17 protein-coding genes are annotated in these 17,621 nt (G+C 45.1%); 10 read left to right on the top strand and 7 right to left on the bottom strand.

Features of this window, described 5'->3' with window-relative positions:
* Nucleotides 1–79: 79 nt before the first annotated feature.
* The gene (locus ACXAGP_RS13695) at nucleotides 80–517 is read right to left on the bottom strand and encodes a PAS domain-containing protein (RefSeq protein WP_475262066.1); all 438 of its coding nucleotides are present in this window, start codon (nucleotides 515–517) and stop codon (nucleotides 80–82) included.
* A gap of 95 nt (nucleotides 518–612) precedes the next feature.
* Entirely contained in the window at nucleotides 613–1,515 is a 903-nt protein-coding gene (locus ACXAGP_RS13690) for a histone deacetylase family protein (RefSeq protein ID WP_475262064.1), read from the bottom strand.
* A 128-nt stretch (nucleotides 1,516–1,643) separates the two neighbouring features.
* Here ACXAGP_RS13690 and ACXAGP_RS13685 point away from each other — a divergent pair, with 128 nt between their 5' ends.
* From ACXAGP_RS13685 to ACXAGP_RS13645, 9 genes are all read left to right on the top strand, one after another.
* On the top strand, nucleotides 1,644–1,919 hold the full coding sequence (locus tag ACXAGP_RS13685; protein ID WP_475262063.1) for a hypothetical protein: 276 nt from the start codon (nucleotides 1,644–1,646) through the stop codon (nucleotides 1,917–1,919).
* A gap of 208 nt (nucleotides 1,920–2,127) precedes the next feature.
* Nucleotides 2,128–3,384, top strand: coding sequence for an efflux RND transporter periplasmic adaptor subunit (locus ACXAGP_RS13680; protein ID WP_475262062.1), 1,257 nt, complete (start codon nucleotides 2,128–2,130; stop codon nucleotides 3,382–3,384).
* 23 nt (nucleotides 3,385–3,407) lie between these two features.
* The gene (locus ACXAGP_RS13675; protein ID WP_475262061.1) at nucleotides 3,408–4,121 is read left to right on the top strand and encodes an ABC transporter ATP-binding protein; all 714 of its coding nucleotides are present in this window, start codon (nucleotides 3,408–3,410) and stop codon (nucleotides 4,119–4,121) included.
* Nucleotides 4,122–4,129: 8 nt separating this feature from the next.
* Nucleotides 4,130–6,565 carry an ABC transporter permease gene (locus tag ACXAGP_RS13670; RefSeq protein ID WP_475262060.1) on the top strand — a complete coding sequence of 812 codons (2,436 nt, stop codon included), beginning with the start codon at nucleotides 4,130–4,132 and terminating at the stop codon, nucleotides 6,563–6,565.
* A gap of 82 nt (nucleotides 6,566–6,647) precedes the next feature.
* Entirely contained in the window at nucleotides 6,648–8,057 is a 1,410-nt protein-coding gene (locus tag ACXAGP_RS13665; RefSeq protein WP_475262058.1) for a sigma-54-dependent transcriptional regulator, read from the top strand.
* Nucleotides 8,058–8,068: 11 nt separating this feature from the next.
* Nucleotides 8,069–9,388: a sensor histidine kinase gene (locus ACXAGP_RS13660; protein WP_475262057.1), complete on the top strand. Its 1,320-nt coding sequence runs from the start codon at nucleotides 8,069–8,071 to the stop codon at nucleotides 9,386–9,388.
* A gap of 64 nt (nucleotides 9,389–9,452) precedes the next feature.
* On the top strand, nucleotides 9,453–10,052 hold the full coding sequence (locus ACXAGP_RS13655; protein ID WP_475262056.1) for a TetR/AcrR family transcriptional regulator: 600 nt from the start codon (nucleotides 9,453–9,455) through the stop codon (nucleotides 10,050–10,052).
* A 320-nt stretch (nucleotides 10,053–10,372) separates the two neighbouring features.
* A complete protein-coding gene (locus ACXAGP_RS13650; protein ID WP_475262055.1) occupies nucleotides 10,373–10,585 on the top strand; it encodes a hypothetical protein in 213 nt (70 codons plus the stop codon).
* 294 nt (nucleotides 10,586–10,879) lie between these two features.
* The gene (locus ACXAGP_RS13645; RefSeq protein ID WP_475262053.1) at nucleotides 10,880–12,457 is read left to right on the top strand and encodes a response regulator; all 1,578 of its coding nucleotides are present in this window, start codon (nucleotides 10,880–10,882) and stop codon (nucleotides 12,455–12,457) included.
* A 31-nt stretch (nucleotides 12,458–12,488) separates the two neighbouring features.
* On the opposite strand, the gene ACXAGP_RS13640 is transcribed toward ACXAGP_RS13645, so the two are convergent.
* Both ACXAGP_RS13640 and ACXAGP_RS13635 read right to left on the bottom strand, forming a co-directional pair.
* Nucleotides 12,489–12,671, bottom strand: coding sequence for a hypothetical protein (locus ACXAGP_RS13640; protein WP_475262052.1), 183 nt, complete (start codon nucleotides 12,669–12,671; stop codon nucleotides 12,489–12,491).
* Nucleotides 12,672–12,775: 104 nt separating this feature from the next.
* Nucleotides 12,776–13,741, bottom strand: a complete 966-nt coding sequence (locus ACXAGP_RS13635; RefSeq protein ID WP_475262051.1) for an MBL fold metallo-hydrolase — start codon at nucleotides 13,739–13,741, stop codon at nucleotides 12,776–12,778.
* Nucleotides 13,742–13,899: 158 nt separating this feature from the next.
* Between ACXAGP_RS13635 and ACXAGP_RS13630 the strand changes: the two genes are divergently transcribed.
* Entirely contained in the window at nucleotides 13,900–15,255 is a 1,356-nt protein-coding gene (locus ACXAGP_RS13630) for a hypothetical protein (protein WP_475262050.1), read from the top strand.
* 19 nt (nucleotides 15,256–15,274) lie between these two features.
* Here the strand turns inward: ACXAGP_RS13630 and ACXAGP_RS13625 are convergent, their stop codons facing one another.
* The 3 genes from ACXAGP_RS13625 to ACXAGP_RS13615 all read right to left on the bottom strand — a co-directional run bounded on the left by ACXAGP_RS13625 (nucleotide 15,275) and on the right by ACXAGP_RS13615 (nucleotide 17,613).
* Nucleotides 15,275–15,880, bottom strand: coding sequence for a M23 family metallopeptidase (locus ACXAGP_RS13625; protein ID WP_475262049.1), 606 nt, complete (start codon nucleotides 15,878–15,880; stop codon nucleotides 15,275–15,277).
* 97 nt (nucleotides 15,881–15,977) lie between these two features.
* Nucleotides 15,978–17,126 carry an alanine racemase gene (locus ACXAGP_RS13620; protein ID WP_475262048.1) on the bottom strand — a complete coding sequence of 383 codons (1,149 nt, stop codon included), beginning with the start codon at nucleotides 17,124–17,126 and terminating at the stop codon, nucleotides 15,978–15,980.
* A gap of 16 nt (nucleotides 17,127–17,142) precedes the next feature.
* Nucleotides 17,143–17,613, bottom strand: a complete 471-nt coding sequence (locus tag ACXAGP_RS13615) for a copper chaperone PCu(A)C (protein ID WP_475262047.1) — start codon at nucleotides 17,611–17,613, stop codon at nucleotides 17,143–17,145.
* Nucleotides 17,614–17,621: the final 8 nt, after the last annotated feature.

Here is a 17,621-nt window from a genome sequence, read left to right as displayed (position 1 = left end):
AAAAGCAAGATTTAAAACCACACTAACATGCAATCATAATGATGTCATCATTTTGATTGCATTATTTTAACCGTATTTTTTATTGGTTATCTTTTTGCCTATGTGATTGTTTCAGTAACACAGCCAAGGGGGACTCACTTTTTGCGTCCAATTCCGGGTTGGCGAACATAACAACATAGCAATCAGGAACAATGTTGCTTTGAATTTCAGCATAAACGCGAAAACGTCTCTCGCCATGATTTTTAGTTTGAATATCCACTTCTAAAGAAATACTCGTATTGCCTTTTTCGCAAGCTTCCTGGAATAACAACTCCCACTGTGATTCCACCACTTTTCTGTATAGGGGATCTGGGTACGCTAGTTGCCACCAGCTGTTCTTGTCCGGGATTTCCTCTTGGGTATACCCTATCTCTTTATTAAACGCGGGATTGATATAGCAGACAGCATGATTCACAGAATCACCCTGTGCTTTTACCAGTAACAAAGGCGTTGTAATCGCATCTAAAAGGTCTGTCATTTCACTGCTTTTTAGCAACTTGCTCTCCGGGATTTTGCATTTCAAATCACCTCGATATGTGGCTTCAAATAAGTATAGGCTAAGGTTTAAAAATACTACGACTTGCAGACACCAAAAGCACGAAACAACTGTAAATGTACCTGCACCAGGGCTTTGATATCCCGTTGATATCCACCACCAATGACAGCGGCCACTGGTACACCGAATTGTTCACAGTATCGCTTTACCAACCTATCACGTTCAAAAACCCCATCAGTGGAGATATTGAGATGCCCTAAATCATCATCTTGGTGAATATCTACCCCGGCGTCATAAATCACCGCATCGGGTTTAAACTGTCTAAAAGCCAGGTGTAAAGCTTCGTCCACCACTTCCAGATAAGCCGCATCAGACATGCCTTTAGGTAATGGAAAGTCCATATCAGAATGCTGTTTTCGATAGGGAAAGTTCTTCTCGGCGTGCAAGGATACGGTAAAAACATCGGCTTGATGTTGCGCAAGCTTAGCGGTGCCGTCACCTTGATGGACATCACAGTCAAAAATTAACACCTTATCAATATTTGGTGACTGCAACATCTGCAGCGCCGTCAGATATAAATCATTGAAGATGCAAAACCCGGAACCGAAATTTGCAAAGGCATGGTGATAGCCGCCAGTTAAATTCAGGGCAAAGCCTTTTTGCAGCGCGATTTCGGCGCACAATAAGGTACCACCGACCGCAGTAAGGGTTCTTTGTACTAACTGTTGTGACCAGGGAAAGCCAATGCGCCGCATGGCTTTAGCATCCAGCTCCCCCGAGGTAATACTGTCCACATAACCGGGCTCATATACTTGCTTTAGTGCCTCAATGGCAACCGGTTGAGGCTCTACAAACTGTTGTGCTGGTACCCCACAGCGGTGCAATTCATCATGAATCCCTTGATATTTTTCAATGGGAAAACGGTGCTTAATAGGGAGATTTAGTTGGCTGTAAATTGGGTGGAAAACCAGTTGACTCATAGGCTGCCGCAAACTCAATAGCGTGTGTATATATGAATATTTAATGACATTTGATCTGTTGCCATTAACCATCCACACAAATAATGTTTTACTTCTGACATAGAGTATTTGATATCACAGCCATAAAAATGAGTAAAATCGGATCCGTATTTAGCGAGATATTTCGCATTAAAGATGAACTAAAACTGCAGTTACACCTGTTGGAAATGGAATCCAAAGACGAATGGAAAATGCTGTGTGATAAATTGCTTCAATTGGAAAAGTCTTTTGAACAGGATGTTACCCACCTGGGTGAGCGAATAGGACAAGCTGAAGAAGACTTTTATGTGGGCAATGAGCAAGAAATTCAGCAGCTACTGAATGAATTTAAGAAACTTAAGCAACAAACCGACTCAAAATCCTGATGCAACAAAGCATTTTCAGCTTTCTTTTCAGGATCCCAAAAGCGGGATTGCGTCGCGATTTCGCCGTCTCGAAAATGGGACAAACAAGAGTAACTCGATCTTAAAAGTATAATTTTTCCTAATAATATCAACCCCTTAAAAGTTTGGCACGAAACCTGTAATTAACTCTCTAGTAAGCCATTATGGCTGTAACCTAAGAGAGTTAAATGTGGACAAAATTCGTAGCAAACCATCAGCTTCATTAAAGAAACGATTATTACCTGCCGTAGCAATCACCTTGGTTGGATTTGTTTCCTACATTGCATGGTCAATGTCTTCCGAACACAGCTACTCTGCCCGACTTGCGAATTTGAGTATTGGCAGTGTTGAGCAAGGTGAACTGAGTATTTCAGTAAAAGGGACGGGGCTACTGGTTCCGCAACATATCCGTTGGGTGGCTGCCAATGTTTCCGGTCGCGTTGATGCTATCTATCGCAAACCCGGCGCCGAACTCAAAGCAGGCGATGTGATCCTGCGTCTCAGCAATCCAGAGCTAGTGCAAGATGTTGAAGAGCTGAAATGGGAGTTAGAGGCCGAGGCGGCCCAGAACCGAGCGCTTGAGGTTGACCTGGCTTCTCGGGTATTGGACCAGGAAGCTCAAGTACTGGCGGCTGAAATGGATTACGAAAGTGCCCGCATCAAACTTGAGGCAGAAAAAACCTTGTTAGATGAGGGCAATGCCACCGTCTCAAAAATCGACTACCAACGCTCACAGCTAGCAACACGACAATTTCTCAATCGCTGGAAGATAGAACAGCAGCGCCTGGAGCAGCTAAAAGAAAATAAAACTGCACAACTGGCTGCCGCAGCGGCTCGCTTAAATCGCTTGCATAAAATTATGACTCGCGCCGAAGAGCAAGTTCAATCACTAACGGTGAAAGCACCTGGTGATGGCGTATTACAGGCTTTGCCACTGGAGCCCGGACAACAAGTCCTGCTGGGCAGTAACATGGCCAAAATTGCCGATCAGGATGCGTTAATTGCAGAGTTGCAGATTGCCGAAAGACGTATTCGCGACGTCAGACCAGGTCAGGTTGTGACTATTGATACCCGACAGTCACAAATTAACGGCACCGTGATCCGGGTAGACCCGGCTGTACTTGATGGCACTGTCCAGGTGGATGTGGCCTTCACCGACGCCTTGCCGAACGAAGCAAGACCTGACCTTTCCGTAGATGGCACCATTTTTACCGCGAAGCTAGCACAAACACTGCATGTAGGGAGACCCTACCTGGCGCAAAACAGCGGCAGTGCCGCTATTTTTAAGCTGAGCTCCGACCAACGCAGCGCAGAAAAAGTCACAGTACAATTCGGTATCGGCTCCAGTGAACAAATTCAGGTGCTATCCGGATTACAGCCCGGCGATCAAATCATTTTGTCTGATAGCAGCCAATTTCAACATTTAAATCAAATCCGTATTCAATAGCACCAGCCAAAGGAATCTATATTATGAATCACCCGCTTATTACACTTAGCAATATCAAAAAAATCTTCTTTACCGACGAAATAGAAACCCACGCTATCAGTGACTTGTCACTGCGTATCAATCAGGGCGAATATGTCTCTATTTCAGGACCTTCAGGTTGTGGTAAGTCCACTTTGTTGTCGATTTTGGGATTGTTAGATACGGCCACCGACGGTCAATACACGCTGAACGAGCAACAAGTGGTAAAACTCACTAAGAATCAAAGAGCCAAAATTCGCAACCGTGAAATTGGCTTCATCTTTCAATCCTTCAATTTGATTTCGGATTTGTCCGTAGCTGAAAACGTAGAGTTGCCATTAACCTACCGCGACGACTTAGATGCCAGCTCCCGTAAGAAAATGGTTCAGGAAGCGCTGGAAAAAGTGGACATGAGTCACAGAGCGAAGCACTTCCCTGCGCAATTGTCTGGTGGGCAGCAGCAACGGGTAGCCATCGCCCGCGCAATTGCGGGTAACCCTAGCATTATCCTGGCGGACGAACCCACCGGTAACCTCGACTCCAAAAATGCTGAAATCGTGATGAACCTGTTAGACAACCTGCACCAACAAGGTGCCACTATTTGCATTGTCACTCACGACCCGCGCTCAGCCGAGCAAGCACAACGCCGTATCGAAATGTACGATGGCAAAGTCGTCGATGACAAAATCACCCATTCCAAACAACCGACAGCAGCATAGGTATCGCCATGAATTTATTCCACGACTTAAAGTATGCCGCGCGGTTGATGTTAAAAAACCCGGGGTTTTCGGTGCTTACCATTTTGGTGATGACCATAGGCTTGAGTATTTGTATGTACAACTACTCCTTTATCCATGGCGTCATGCTCAAAGACCTGCCCTTTGAAAAGGGGGATAGAATGTATGTCATCAATACCGTGCAAAATGGCACGGAATACAATGGAGGCAGTGTCTACGTTGCTGATTACCTGGTAATGAAGGAGCAGCTACAAGGTGTTGAGATGAGTGGCGCCTATTATTACAACAACGTCAATGTTAGCGGCACAGGACGTGCAGTTCGCTACCGCTCCATTGTTACCGAAGCCAACGTGTTCGATTTTACCAGCGTACCCGCTATGACCGGACGGGTTTTAAATAGCCAAGACACCATTCCGGGTGCCAATCCGGTAGCAGTGATCAGTTATGACCTGTGGCAAAACTTTTATGGTGCTAAGAGCAATGTTCTGGACAATAAAATCGACATCGATGGTCATGCCCATCAAGTGATTGGCGTGATGCCTCCAGGCTACAAGTTCCCGGATGCCGTAGATATCTGGCTGCCAATGCAACTGCAAATGTCCGATGTTAAACGCGGTGAAGGCCCGGCACTGGAAGTATTTATTATTCCAGAAGAAGATACTCCAGTCTCCCAGATCAACGCTCAGCTAAACAACATATCCCAACGTCTGGCACTGGATTTCCCCGAGACTAATTCAGATCGTGGGGCAATGGCAAAAACCTATAGAATGGCCACCATGGGCAACGGAGCCATGATCATCATCTCAGTGTTGCTCACCGCTGTCGGTTTTATTCTGATTTTGGCCTGCACCAATGTGGGCAATTTACTCCTTGTTCGCGCTAACGAACGCGCTAAAGAAACAGCTGTTAGAGTGGCTCTGGGTGCACCTCGTTGGCGATTAATCTCGCAAATGATGTGGGAGAGCTTGCTCGTGTGTTTGATTAGTGGCGTATTCTCCGTATTGCTGGCTGCTTGGGGACTGGAAATAAGCCAGGGTATCATGGCCGGTGTCTACAATGGTCCTCTGCCCTTTTACTGGACCTTCGAAATCGACAGCCATATTTTGCTGATGTCGGTGCTCATCGTACTGACCACAGCCGTACTATCGGGTTTAGTTCCGGCACTAAAAATCAGTAACGGTGATTTTAACAGCTGGTTGAAAGACGGTACACGTGGCGCACAAGGCAAAAAAGCCGGCAAAGCCAGCAACATCTTGGTCACCATGGAGATAGCTTTATCTTGCTGCTTACTTACCATCGCTGCCATTATGGCGGTAGGTGCTAATATCGTCACCAAGGCTGATTATGGTGTTGATTACCAAAACAAATATTATGCCCGCATCGAATTAACGGAAATGGCCTATCCCGAGGATAGCGATATTTTACAATTTTATCGTAACTTTATTGAAGATATGAAGGCCCAACCGGAAATCGCTGACGCCTCACTGGCAGGCAATGTACCGGGCAGATACACCGGGTTTACCGGGATTTTCATCGAAGGGATGGACGCCTCCAAGGTCAGCGAATATCCAAGGGCAAATGCCACCAGTATGATGCCTGGTATGCTGGAACAACTCAACGTCTCCCCTCTTGCAGGGAGATTATTTGAAGCATCAGACAATGACAAAGCGCAACGGGTTGCCGTGGTCTCAGACACCTTCGCCAAACAACATTACGGCAGTATTGAAAATGCTTTAGACAAGCGCTATCGCTTTGCTTCTGATGACGCCAAAACCTGGTACACCATTGTAGGAGTGGTTCCACACATGATCTTTGGCCAACCTTATGCAGGCAATAAAGAGCGTCCGGCGGTGTTAACTTCAGCATTGCAAGACACGCAGCGCTATATGGCGGTTATTGCTACACCATCAGGTACACTCAGTGCCAGCGATCTGGGTCCGGTAGTGCAAAGAGCATTATTTAGCCAGGATCAAAAAATGGCGGTATATCGCGAGTCAACTTACGCAGCTGAAATCAAACAAAACACCGCTGGCATGTTGTTTTTAGCGGACATCTTCAAGTTGATGGCGTTGGCGGCTGTAGCGCTAGCAGCAAGTGGTATTTACGGTGTAATGTCGAATGCCATTGAACAAAAAACCCATGAGTTTGGCGTGCGTCGCGCCTTGGGTGCCACTGATGAGTCAGTAGTCAGGCTAGTGATGAGAAAAGCTGCCATGCAATTGTTGATCGGTGCGCTAATTGGTGCCCCGCTGGCCTGGCTCATTGGTAATCAAATGGTTAGCCAATTCGCCACCAACTCCATCTGGATTGATGTTATGTACGGGGCTATGCCAATGCTAATTGGTGTGATCGTGCTGATTTCCGCATGGTTTCCTGCCAGAAAAGCAGTTAAATTTGAGCCCAGCGCAGCTTTGCGCTATGAATAAAGCATAGTGTTTTTATGACATTTGCCGCTCTGAAAACAGTTTCAGGGCGGTCATCTCTATCACCAACTGAATTGCGGAATACATGGAAAATACAAACCTGGCTGGCGCTACCATTTCAGTGTGCGACGATGATCCTGTGGTTGTCACCACCCTGCGACTGGTATTAGAAAAACAGGGATTTAAAGTGCTCAGTTCAACTAACCCGGGAGAATTACTGCATCAATTACAGCATCAGGATATCGCCTTGATCTTAATGGATATGAACTTTCATTCTGATACCACCTCGGGCAAGGATGGCATCGCCCTGCTGGAATCCATCAGGGAAAGGGATACGGATACCCCCGTGGTGATCATGACTGGATGGGCAAGTGTTGAGCTCGCCGTATCCAGTATGCAAAAAGGGGCGAATGATTTCATTCAGAAACCTTGGGAAAACACCCGTCTGCTATCCATCATTAATACCCAATTGAAACTGGCGCAAAGTCACCATCAAACCCTGTCGCTGCAACAAGAAAACAAAATACTCAGAGCGGAGTTGTCCGGTTACGACAGTGAAGGAATGATCATTCATTCGAAAACCATGCAGCAGTTTGTAAAGAAGTTGGAGCAAGTGGCCAAAACCGATTCCAATCTACTGCTGACCGGAGAGAATGGCACGGGTAAAAGTATGTTTGCCCACTGGGTTCATGAGCACTCCAATCGCAACAAACAACGCTTCGTTGAAGTCAATATGGGGGCTATCACCGAAGCGCTATTCGAAAGCGAGATGTTTGGCCACAAAAAAGGGGCTTTTACCGATGCCAAAGCAGAGCACATAGGCCGCTTTGAACTGGCTAACCAGGGCACCTTATTTTTAGATGAAATTGCCAATCTTCCGCTGTCACAACAAGCAAAACTACTGCGAGTTCTGGAGTCTCAACAGTTTGAAAAAGTGGGCAGTACCCTGACTCAGCACAGTGATGTACGCGTTATTAGTGCCACTAACGCAGTCGTTGAGACACTCATTCAACAAGAGTTGTTTCGCAGCGATTTGTTTTACCGACTCAACACCGTACAATTAGAAGTGCCCCCCTTGCGCGACCGCCACGAAGACATAGTGCCACTGGCCCATTATTTTGTTTCTAAATTTGCTGCAAAGTACAAAAAAGTCATTGCGCAAATAGACAACAAGGCACAACTGTCATTGCAAGAATACCACTGGCCGGGAAATATCAGGGAGCTGTCTCACGTAATAGAACGCGCGGTTATTTTTGCCGAATCAAAAACCCTGCAGAACAATGATTTAACCTTGCCAGATACGCCCCTTGCGGTAAGCGAATCTAAGCATTTAATTCAAAATAAGAATAAAGCAATGCCGACGATGGCGGAAATTGAACAGCAAGCATTACAGCAGCGCTTAACCGTTTTCTCAGGCAATGCTAACGAAGCAGCCCAATCATTGGGATTGAGTCGCAGCGCCTTTTATCGCAGACTGGACAAATACAAAGATTAAAACCAAATATCTTGAATAATCCGCAGCTTAACTTCGAAGAAAAACTATTTAGCCTTGTTGCAGGTATTGGCCTGTTGTTAACGATTGTAGCGACAATTGCAATGTGGCAGGCACAGACCTCCATTTACCTTATGAGTCTGGTAATTATCATAATGCTCAGCCTGGTGATAATGAGCAGTTGCTGGATCAAGTATCAAGTCACTACTCAATTTTATACCCTGGCCAACCTGCTGGAGGCCGTCTCCGAAGGCGATTATAGCTTGCGGGGTAAACAAGCAAGGAAAACCGGCGCGTTGGCGGAACTGACTCGCCAAATAAATAGGCTTTCGGATACCCTCACTGTGCAGCGCCACGAGGTCAAAGAAAGCCAGCTTTTATTGAGCAAAATAATCTCGCATATTGATGTGGCGGTATTTGCCTGGAATGAGCAAGGTCTTATCTCTCTGGTAAATCCGGCAGCCTGTGCCCTGTGCAAACAGACCGATGGTGACTTATTAAACAGCGACATAGCGGCCATTGTGCCGGACTCATTCCGGTCTGCAAAAGGGGGAGTACTAGAACATGATTTTGCTGGAAAACAGGGGAAATTTCATGTGTTCAGCGACCATTTCATGGAACAAAATCATCGTCACACCCTGCTTTTCATTAATCATGTAGAAGCCTTATTGCGAGCCGAAGAGCTTAAAGCCTGGAAAAACCTGATAAGGGTTTTAAGTCACGAAATCAATAATTCTCTGGTTCCCATTCAATCACTCAGTGAACTGATGTTGCAAGACCAAGTAGTTCAGGACAATCCCTCTCTTAAAGAGTCTACCGAAATAGTCTCCGAGCGGGCTCGCAGTCTTTCGACGTTTATTTCTGCCTATAAACGTTTAACTCATACCCCAAAACCCAAGTTACAGGCATTGTCCATTGCGGAACAACTTCGCAAAGTAACGCTATTGTTTCCAGAGCAGAAATTTTCAATACAGTGTGAGTTAGAAAGCCCTGTGCAAGCTGATGCCATATTACTGCAACAGCTACTGATAAACCTGGTAAAAAATGCCATTGAAGCGCAAAGCATTGCCAATGTCGAAGCGGCTATTGAAATCAAAGCTGCCATAAACAGCGATATGGCCAATATCCTCATTCGCGACCATGGTAATGGCATCAATAACCCTGAAAACCTGTTTGTGCCTTTTTATAGTACCAAAGTTGACGGCTCAGGCATTGGTCTGGCTTTAAGTCGCCAAATCATCGAAGCGCATCACGGCCAGCTCAAACTGCAGAACCACCCCGAGGGCGGCTGTGAAGCCAGACTCAGTCTGCCATTGACAACTGACGGCAAGTAGCTTGTCTTTCGGTTGATAACCCGGGTACAATTTCCTTTTATCTCAATGAATCAGGAGTCCTGCCTTGGCCAGACCACGTAGCTTTTGCGAACAACAAGTCATTAATGCCGCGATGAATGCATTCTGGCAGCATGGCTATGAAGCAACCTCTATGTGTGACCTGGAGAATGCCACAGGACTCAAGCGTATCAGCATCTACAATGCTTTTGGCGATAAAGAAGGTATGTTCCTTGCCGCATTAGATATGTATCACGAGCAAGGTAAACAGCTTTTTCAAGAGGATGTTCCCAAAGCAGGACTGGATGGCATTGAAATGCTATTTGACAAAATCAGCAGTAAAAGTGAGTGCGATAGTCCAAATCATTGCGGTTGTCTGATGGTCAACGCTCTGCTTGATATCAATAAATCTAGCCCGGCTATCAAAGACAGGTTGTTGCGCTTTAAAAATCAGGTTGAGGGGGCTTTTCGCAAAGCATTACAAAATGCTCAAGAACAACACGTCATCTATGCCGACAACGATATTATCGACAAACGTGCAGAATATCTGTGTGGCTGTTTATGGGGCGCAATCGCTACTATTAGAATTGAGCAAGAACCAACAGCGGCGCGTGCTATGGTAGCAATTATTAAAGAGACCATAACTCAATGGCGCAATCCGAGCTAAAATAAGCGCTGTTACATACCTGGATTTGCCTGCTGCGATTACATTACATAAGCACCTAAATCGTGCAAGGCGCACTAAAATCATCCATTTCCAGCGACTTAAGGTACCAGCCACTCCTCAGCCAAAACTCCTATCCAACTGATTTATAACACCTTTTTATAACATATAAATATTGGCACAGTACTTCCTTATACATTGCCATAATTCGTTCATCGGATTGTGGGAGGCACGAAGTCGGGGTCAGCTTCGGAACAATAAAAATAATAAGCCTCCCTGTTCTTTCTCAAAGATATTTTCAACGCGAGTTGAGGAATACCAAAATGAGCGCACAAAAAATGCCTGAAAAGGTCACTCACATCAGCCGCAACTCGCAATTTCGAGGGGCACAGTCATACATGTCCGGCGTATCGGATACCAATCAGGAACAAGTCGCTGAAGTAAAACATCAACAAGAGATGGAAATCGGGGCAGTTCAGGAAAAACTGTTAATACTGATCAATGAACTTGAAGAGCTCCTGGACGAAAACAATTAATTCCGATAATTAATAACCGAACCTGAGAGATTAAATCAATTCCAACCATTCAAAAATTAGTTATAATGCAAGGGTAAATAATAAACCCTTTAAATATATTTTTGTGGGACGCAACCCTCATATTACATTCAATTACAATTAACCTTTTAGATTATTTGATATGTACGAAATATCGTACATACTTTTCAGTACAGGCATACAACACCACATTATTCCTGAAGCTAAATTTAGAGACATCACGCACGATATATTAAATATCAAACGGATTTTTTGGGGGTGTTCGTGAATAGCAAGGTGAGCAGAAAACTTAAAATTCTGATTGTAAACCAGAACATGGCAGCGCGCAGCGAGCTCAAAACGATGCTTGCCAACCTCAATCAACCTGACGTCGATTTAATGAAAGATGGAAGAGACCTGGTTGGTCGCGAGCAGTCCTTCAAATACGACCTCATTTTCATTCGAGAAGACCTGGGTTACAGCCTGACGGGTGTTAATTTAGTACGATATTTAACACGCTCAAATTTGGTTCCCAAGTGGTGTAAGTTCGTAATTTTAACGGACAACGCTCAAAGCATTTGCGCCAATCCAATATTTCGTCATTTGCGCACCGAGGTATTGGAGTTTCCTCTAAACTACAAAATGATTGAGAACTCCATTAATGCCACTATTGAATCTTTGGATATTTTTCAAAGTATTTTGAAGAATTTGAATCAAATTTCACCGAGCGTTTTAATTAAAAATATCAAGAATATTGATCCTGGCAAATTTGATCAAACACACAAAGATGAATTGTTAGAGTTAAAAATAAAATTATTATTACAAGGCCGCAGACCTGATCTGGCCTGGAGTATTTCTGAAAAAATTGCTTTGAGTTCTGATCGCGTCAGAGAACAACTGTTTATCAGCTTTAGTGTCGGTGACAAAAAGCAATTCCTGGATACTCTGGACAATGCAAACGGCTCTGAAATTTTGCGCAAAGGCTGTATCTATTATCAAGCCTTATACAACTTGTTTAACGAAGAGCCGGAGTTGGCTTTACGCCACTTTGAAAAGTTAGAAGAAAACACCCTTCATCCCAATGAGATTGAAAGCCACGCCCTGCTTTTGCAAAAAGTCCAGGGCCTCACCAAAGCAATTAACTATTTGGATGACAAAGAAGCGATAAAATGCGACGGCTTTGACTTGAAAAACAGCATCTCTTTGATCCGTCTGCTTTGTTATTCTATGGCCTTGTTAAGCGGCAATACTGACGGTCTGTCCGCCACCAAAATACACCAGCGAATGATCGATATTATTCGCAACAATACTTGGGCTAAAGGCTCATTTAAATACAATATTTACAAGCCTTTTATCTTGCTGGGTCTTGCCGCCCTGCAAGGCAAGCAATTGCTGTCTAATTTTGAGAAACTTTACGATCTGCGTCACCAGTTGGATGTCAAACAACTTAACATTCTGCTGTTTGTGGCACACAAATACGGCTTGGACAATCAAGCCATCGAAGTACACAAAATGTTGGAACGCAATGCCGCAAGATTGGAAATCAGCCCGGAACTAATAAGCTTTGAGATAACCCACTCAGAAGTCATGGCACGCACGCTGGACAGAGCAAAACAAAAGCAGCGCTATCTGCTATTAGCTGATTTGCACAGTAAATCTGGGCGTGTCTATCGAGCACTCAGAAAATACTATAAGAGCCATCAATTATTTGGCTCTGATGACAGTGAAAAACTGAAGATGCTAGGCATTATGCACGAGTTGGGATTGAAAAATTATTGGAGCTTTAAATCCATCCAGGTACTGGAAGGGATACAGAGTCAAAAGCTAGACAAAGACCAAAAAGCACTCATGGGTAAACTAAAAAGCTCTGCTTGATGGCAGAGCTTTAGCAGGTGATCACAGAGCGTTAAGCGGTGGTATTAATATTTTGCCCGACATTTCCTGTAGCAGGTGGTGTTTCGCGATTTTCCTGCAAGGTAGCTTCCTGTTGCTGTTGAGTCTGACGGGTTACCTGCTCTGTCTGATTCGGCGACGACCCTTGAATTGTCGCCAAGCCTTCTGCGATACCTGATGGTGCACCGACTTGCATAACCTCCCCCCTTTTCCTAAGTGCTCAACCACTATTGGATGAACGTTGCAGATAGTATTAGTATGAATTTTAGCCAATCAAACGGATAATTTCCACCCTTGTGGTTACAAGGTGATTTTCAATCCATCCCAAGCCGCGACAATATCAAGTGATTGCTGATTTTCCTGAGTGATCAAAGATAAAAAGCTGTGCGCCTCTTCCAGATTCTGAAATATCTCATCATCACTGTGGATGGGATCGTGATGAAACAAACACAGCTGTTTCGCGTTGGCCCTCAAACAAAGCTCCACTCCCATTAAGTTACTGGAGTGCCCCCAATCTTCTTTTAAGGTGACTGATTCTAATAAACTGTACATGGCATCAAAAACCACTAAATCCGCGTCTTTGATAAATTGCACAAAACGATCAAGCTCTTTTTGATCCTCAACTTTGTGTTCCGAATCGGTAGAATAGACAATGCTCTTGCCCGCTTTATTGAATCGATAACCGTAAGAATCGCCTTCATGAAGTTGCAAAAGCGCCTCTACTTCATAACCGTTAACATGCACTGTCTGTCCGGGATTAAAAACGTGAAACTCAATATTTGCCGCTAAGTTGTCAAAATTAACCGGAAATCCCGGTGAGCCGTGTTGCGCTTTTATGGCTTGCTCCAAGACACTATGACAGCCATAAATCTTTATCGTATGTCCCGGCAGATAGGCAGGCGTAAAAAAGGGAAAGCCCATAATGTGATCCCAGTGCAAATGAGACATAAATATATGGAATGTTTTACTGCGCTGTAACGCCTCATCCTTAAGGTAATACCCTCCAAACTCTCTGAGTCCGGTGCCCATATCACACAGCAGATAGTCCCCTGTGCCATCATCGATCTCAACACAACTGGTATTGCCACCAAAACTGAAGACATCAGGAAATGCCAAACTATCCAGAAACGGCTCAATATCATCGTATTGAGCTACTCTGGCATCAACCGCCTTAATCAAAACCTGTTCCAATCTTGCTCTAACATCGCGGGCATTGGGTGCCACAGGAATAGAACCACGTGTTCCCCAAAACTTCACTGCTGGCATAATCCCCCCAGATTGCTGATTTAATACGGTTTTGCTATTTGCAATAGTGATGGCAGAATACCACAATTGCTATTGGCAAAAGGTCTAATACCAATAGAAGGTATAATAAAAAGGTAGCCTGGATTGAGCTAGAGGCCGAATCAGAGAGAGCATTTACCATGGAAAACCCACAAAATACCGTGCCGGATAGCACCCAATCATCCCAAAACGATGAGCATTTACGGCTACCTCTGAAAGATGAAGGTTTAACACTTTTCGGTACGGTAAAGCTCAAGCTAAACGAGCTTACCCTGCCCTTACGCATGCGCTTTAAGCGAATATCTGACTGGTTCAATGGCAAATTCAAAGACCTGTCTTTTTCTCAGTGGTGCTATTTTCTTGCCGCCATAATGCTACTCAATTTTCTGAGCGAACCACAGGACGATGAAGATTATTGGTTAGTAGTGGGTGTCATTGCCGGTGTAGGGTTGTTAAGAGAGCTCTGGCAGACCTTTATGCGCATCTGGGAACACACTTTGGGCAAAGGTGTCTTATTCGTTCTTTATGCCTCAACCGCTAACATCGCCTTGGCCGTATCAGCACTAAAAATAAATAGTATCTCCGGTATTGAACCCCAAACGTTCGTATTTACCATGGGTTTTACCACCATGCTTATGCTGCCCTTTTGGCTCTTACTGGCTTCCGTATTTTTCCTCGGTTCTGCCATTGTATTACTGAGCCTATGGTCTTCACTAAGCTTTGTTCTTCGTATTTTCCGCATCAAGTTAAAAACCCATTGGGAAGATAAGTCTTTTGCAGTACTGACTATGTGGATGCGCATATTTTTCATTCCTTTCCTGATGGTTGTGTTATTTAAATTTTTAGAGCCCTACGCAGAACAAATCAATGTTTTTGATGATTTCAATCCCACAGAAAACCTGGCCACCTTGTCAAAAGAAGAGTTGTTGAATATTGCCAGTGCGGTTCGCAACCAAGAGCAAACCCCGTTAACCGAAGAACAACAAGCGCTAATCGACGAGTCTGGACTTTCCTCTATTGAAATTGGCATGCTGCGCAATATGTCGGAGCAGGACCTGGCTAATTTATCCGAGTCGCTTCAACCGGGCCAGCTGGGAGAGCTGATACGCCGGGCGCAAACAGAGGACAACACTGAAGAAAATTCACAGGTATTTTCTATTAATTTCGGTGACAGGGGCAGCGATAGCAGCAGTAAAAATGATATAGCTGCCTCTGACGATAACACTTCAGCAAATAGCACAACAGAAACTGCGGACGCAGCGAGTGAAGAGGATACTGAGGAAGAGAAAGAACGTTCCAGAACCTTAGATAAGCTCATAGCCACCTTTATCTACCAGTTTGAAGCCTATCGCTACTCAGCTTGCCGCAAAGAAGCGAATCAACGCGTACTCACCATCGATGAGAACACTATCTTTGTGGTGGAAAAAGACAAAACTCAGGAGCTGGGCTACAAATTCTCGGTTGCGGCTTGTGTACCGCAGTGGTCAGATGAATAAGCTATTCATCTGACAAAACTCAGCGAGCAGTATAGCGATGTCCTTCCTGCACACCACACTCTTGGGCTTGGGTATTGTTGAATACCACTGGTACGGTTTGACCACAAGGCAGTTTGTTGTATGCGGGGGGTAAATTTGGCCCACATTGCTGCACATCAAAGTGCAAATGAGGCCCACCACTTTGGCCGGTATTGCCACTTAAGGCGATAACCTGCCCAGCCTCAACCATCTCGCCTAATGAAACTAACACCCCGTTATGCGTCAAATGAAAATAACGGGCAACCGTACCATCTTCATGCCGAATAAAAACAAAGTTCTCTTGCAGGTCGACGCCATTATTGTCTTTAAACTCTTCGCGCACGGCCACCACTTCTCCGGCGCGTGAGGCCACTATTTTGGTTCCGATTGGCATGGGGAAATCAATGGCATACAAGCCTACACCGTGATTCGACTTGCGATAATGACTGGTGGCGGCGTACACCTCAAAGGTTTCACCTTTTTGATAGGGTAACTTATATAGGGATTCTTCCTGCTTGGCATATACATCGCAGTTAACCTCGGGGGTGGCGTAGCCACAAGCACTTAGACCACAGGAAAGTAGCAAACTTAATATCTGTTTCTTCATAAAAATGATACTCCTTATACCGCTTAATAAGTCGCAAACATTTATGAAAGGTTTAAATGCCACTCAGAAAACTAAAATCCGTCTCACCACCGGTTTTTTACCAACCATTGCAACGGGATAGCCACTTTGTCTGAGTTTGCTCGTTCCAGTCTGAACTCTCAGCGGCTATTAAATGATAACCGGGATATGCAGCTGCCGTCATACAGGCATGATTGGGTAATATGCGCACCCGACTACCAATGGGGAATTCATCGACACAGAAGCCTTCGGGCAACTGCACTACCCCATGCTCCTGGTTAACCTGATTAACGCAAATAACGTCCTTGAACTCTCCACCATCAAGATTGAGCAATTTGCCATAGCCATAATCCTTTGTTTGCCCCTGGGTACTGCGATCCTTGGATAAGGCCAATCCCCCCGCATCCAGAAAAATACGATTGCTTTCCGGTTTGTGAGACGTCACTGTAGCCAATACCGAGAGAGCAATATCTGCTTGAGTACAAGCGCCAAGCTGCGCCTGAAACAAGTCAAAAAACACAAACACACCGGGACGGATCTCACTAATACCATCAAAATGGTCCGCGGCCACAACAGTGGGTGTCGATCCCAAAGATAAGTTGTTGCAAGTTATGCCATGCTGCTCCAGATGGGATTTAGCCAGTAGCACCGCTTGCCTTTCCTGAATCGCGTGTTGTTTGACTTGCTGCCAGGAAGCACAATCATAGGAACCACCACCGTGGGTCATTAGTCCCCAAAACTCAACTTCAGGGGCGTTGTGCAACATCTGAGCAACCGCAGGCAACATGTCTGAATCAGGAGTTAACCCCGCACGATGACCGTCACAATCAATCTCAATCGCCACGGCAAACTCAGCATTGTTTTGTTCACTCCATTTTACCAAAGCATCCGCTACTGCGATGGAATCAAGAATAACGACTAAGGCAACGCCTTGTTGGCGTAATTGAGCCACACGGGCAAACTTATCAGGTGAAATACAAACAGCGTACATCAGGTCCTTAAACCCTTGCTCTGCGAAGTATTCCGCTTCCTTTAAGGTCGATACGGTAAGCGCCGTTTCCACACCATTAAAACCCGACATAATTTGCGCGCACTTGGCGGTTTTAGCATGAGGTCGGAGACGAACATGGTTTTGCTCGGCTTTGTGCAGCATGGCGCCAATATTGCGCTGCATTGCTTGCTCATCCAACAATAAACACGGCGTTTGCAATTGTGAGAGTGTCGTCATATTGCCTCACGCTCTATTAGTGATGATGTTTGTGAATAGGTTGTCTTTTGTGCTTATCACCGGGGCTGACCGTGACAGTCATCACCAGGTTTTGTGCATCCTTTGTTGTAAATATCACATCAAATGTCATGCCTTCCTGAAGCGGCTTTTGCAGCCCCATCAGCATGATATGCTTGGCTCTGGGAGCCAGTTCCAGCTTTTCACCAGCAGCAAGTTCGAGTGGAAAGTCAAGCTGACGCATTGAGGCCATATCGCCCTTCATATAGGTCTCGTGTAATTCTGCGCTAACGGCAATCTCTGGGGAGATTTGAAGGCCGGTAATGGAGATAGCTTGCTCTGAACTATTGGCAATAACGCCATACGCTGCGCCCATCTTAGCCATGGCAAATGTTGGCGTTGCCCAGGCTTTTTCCGCCACCAAAGATTGTGCCTGAACAAAGCTACTCAACATCAGGCTCAAAAGACACCACAGCGTTGCTTGTTTCATTTCCTTCC

The organism is Planctobacterium sp. AWM4_229 (genome assembly GCF_056160305.1).
This window is presented reverse-complemented; position numbering and strand designations above follow the sequence as displayed.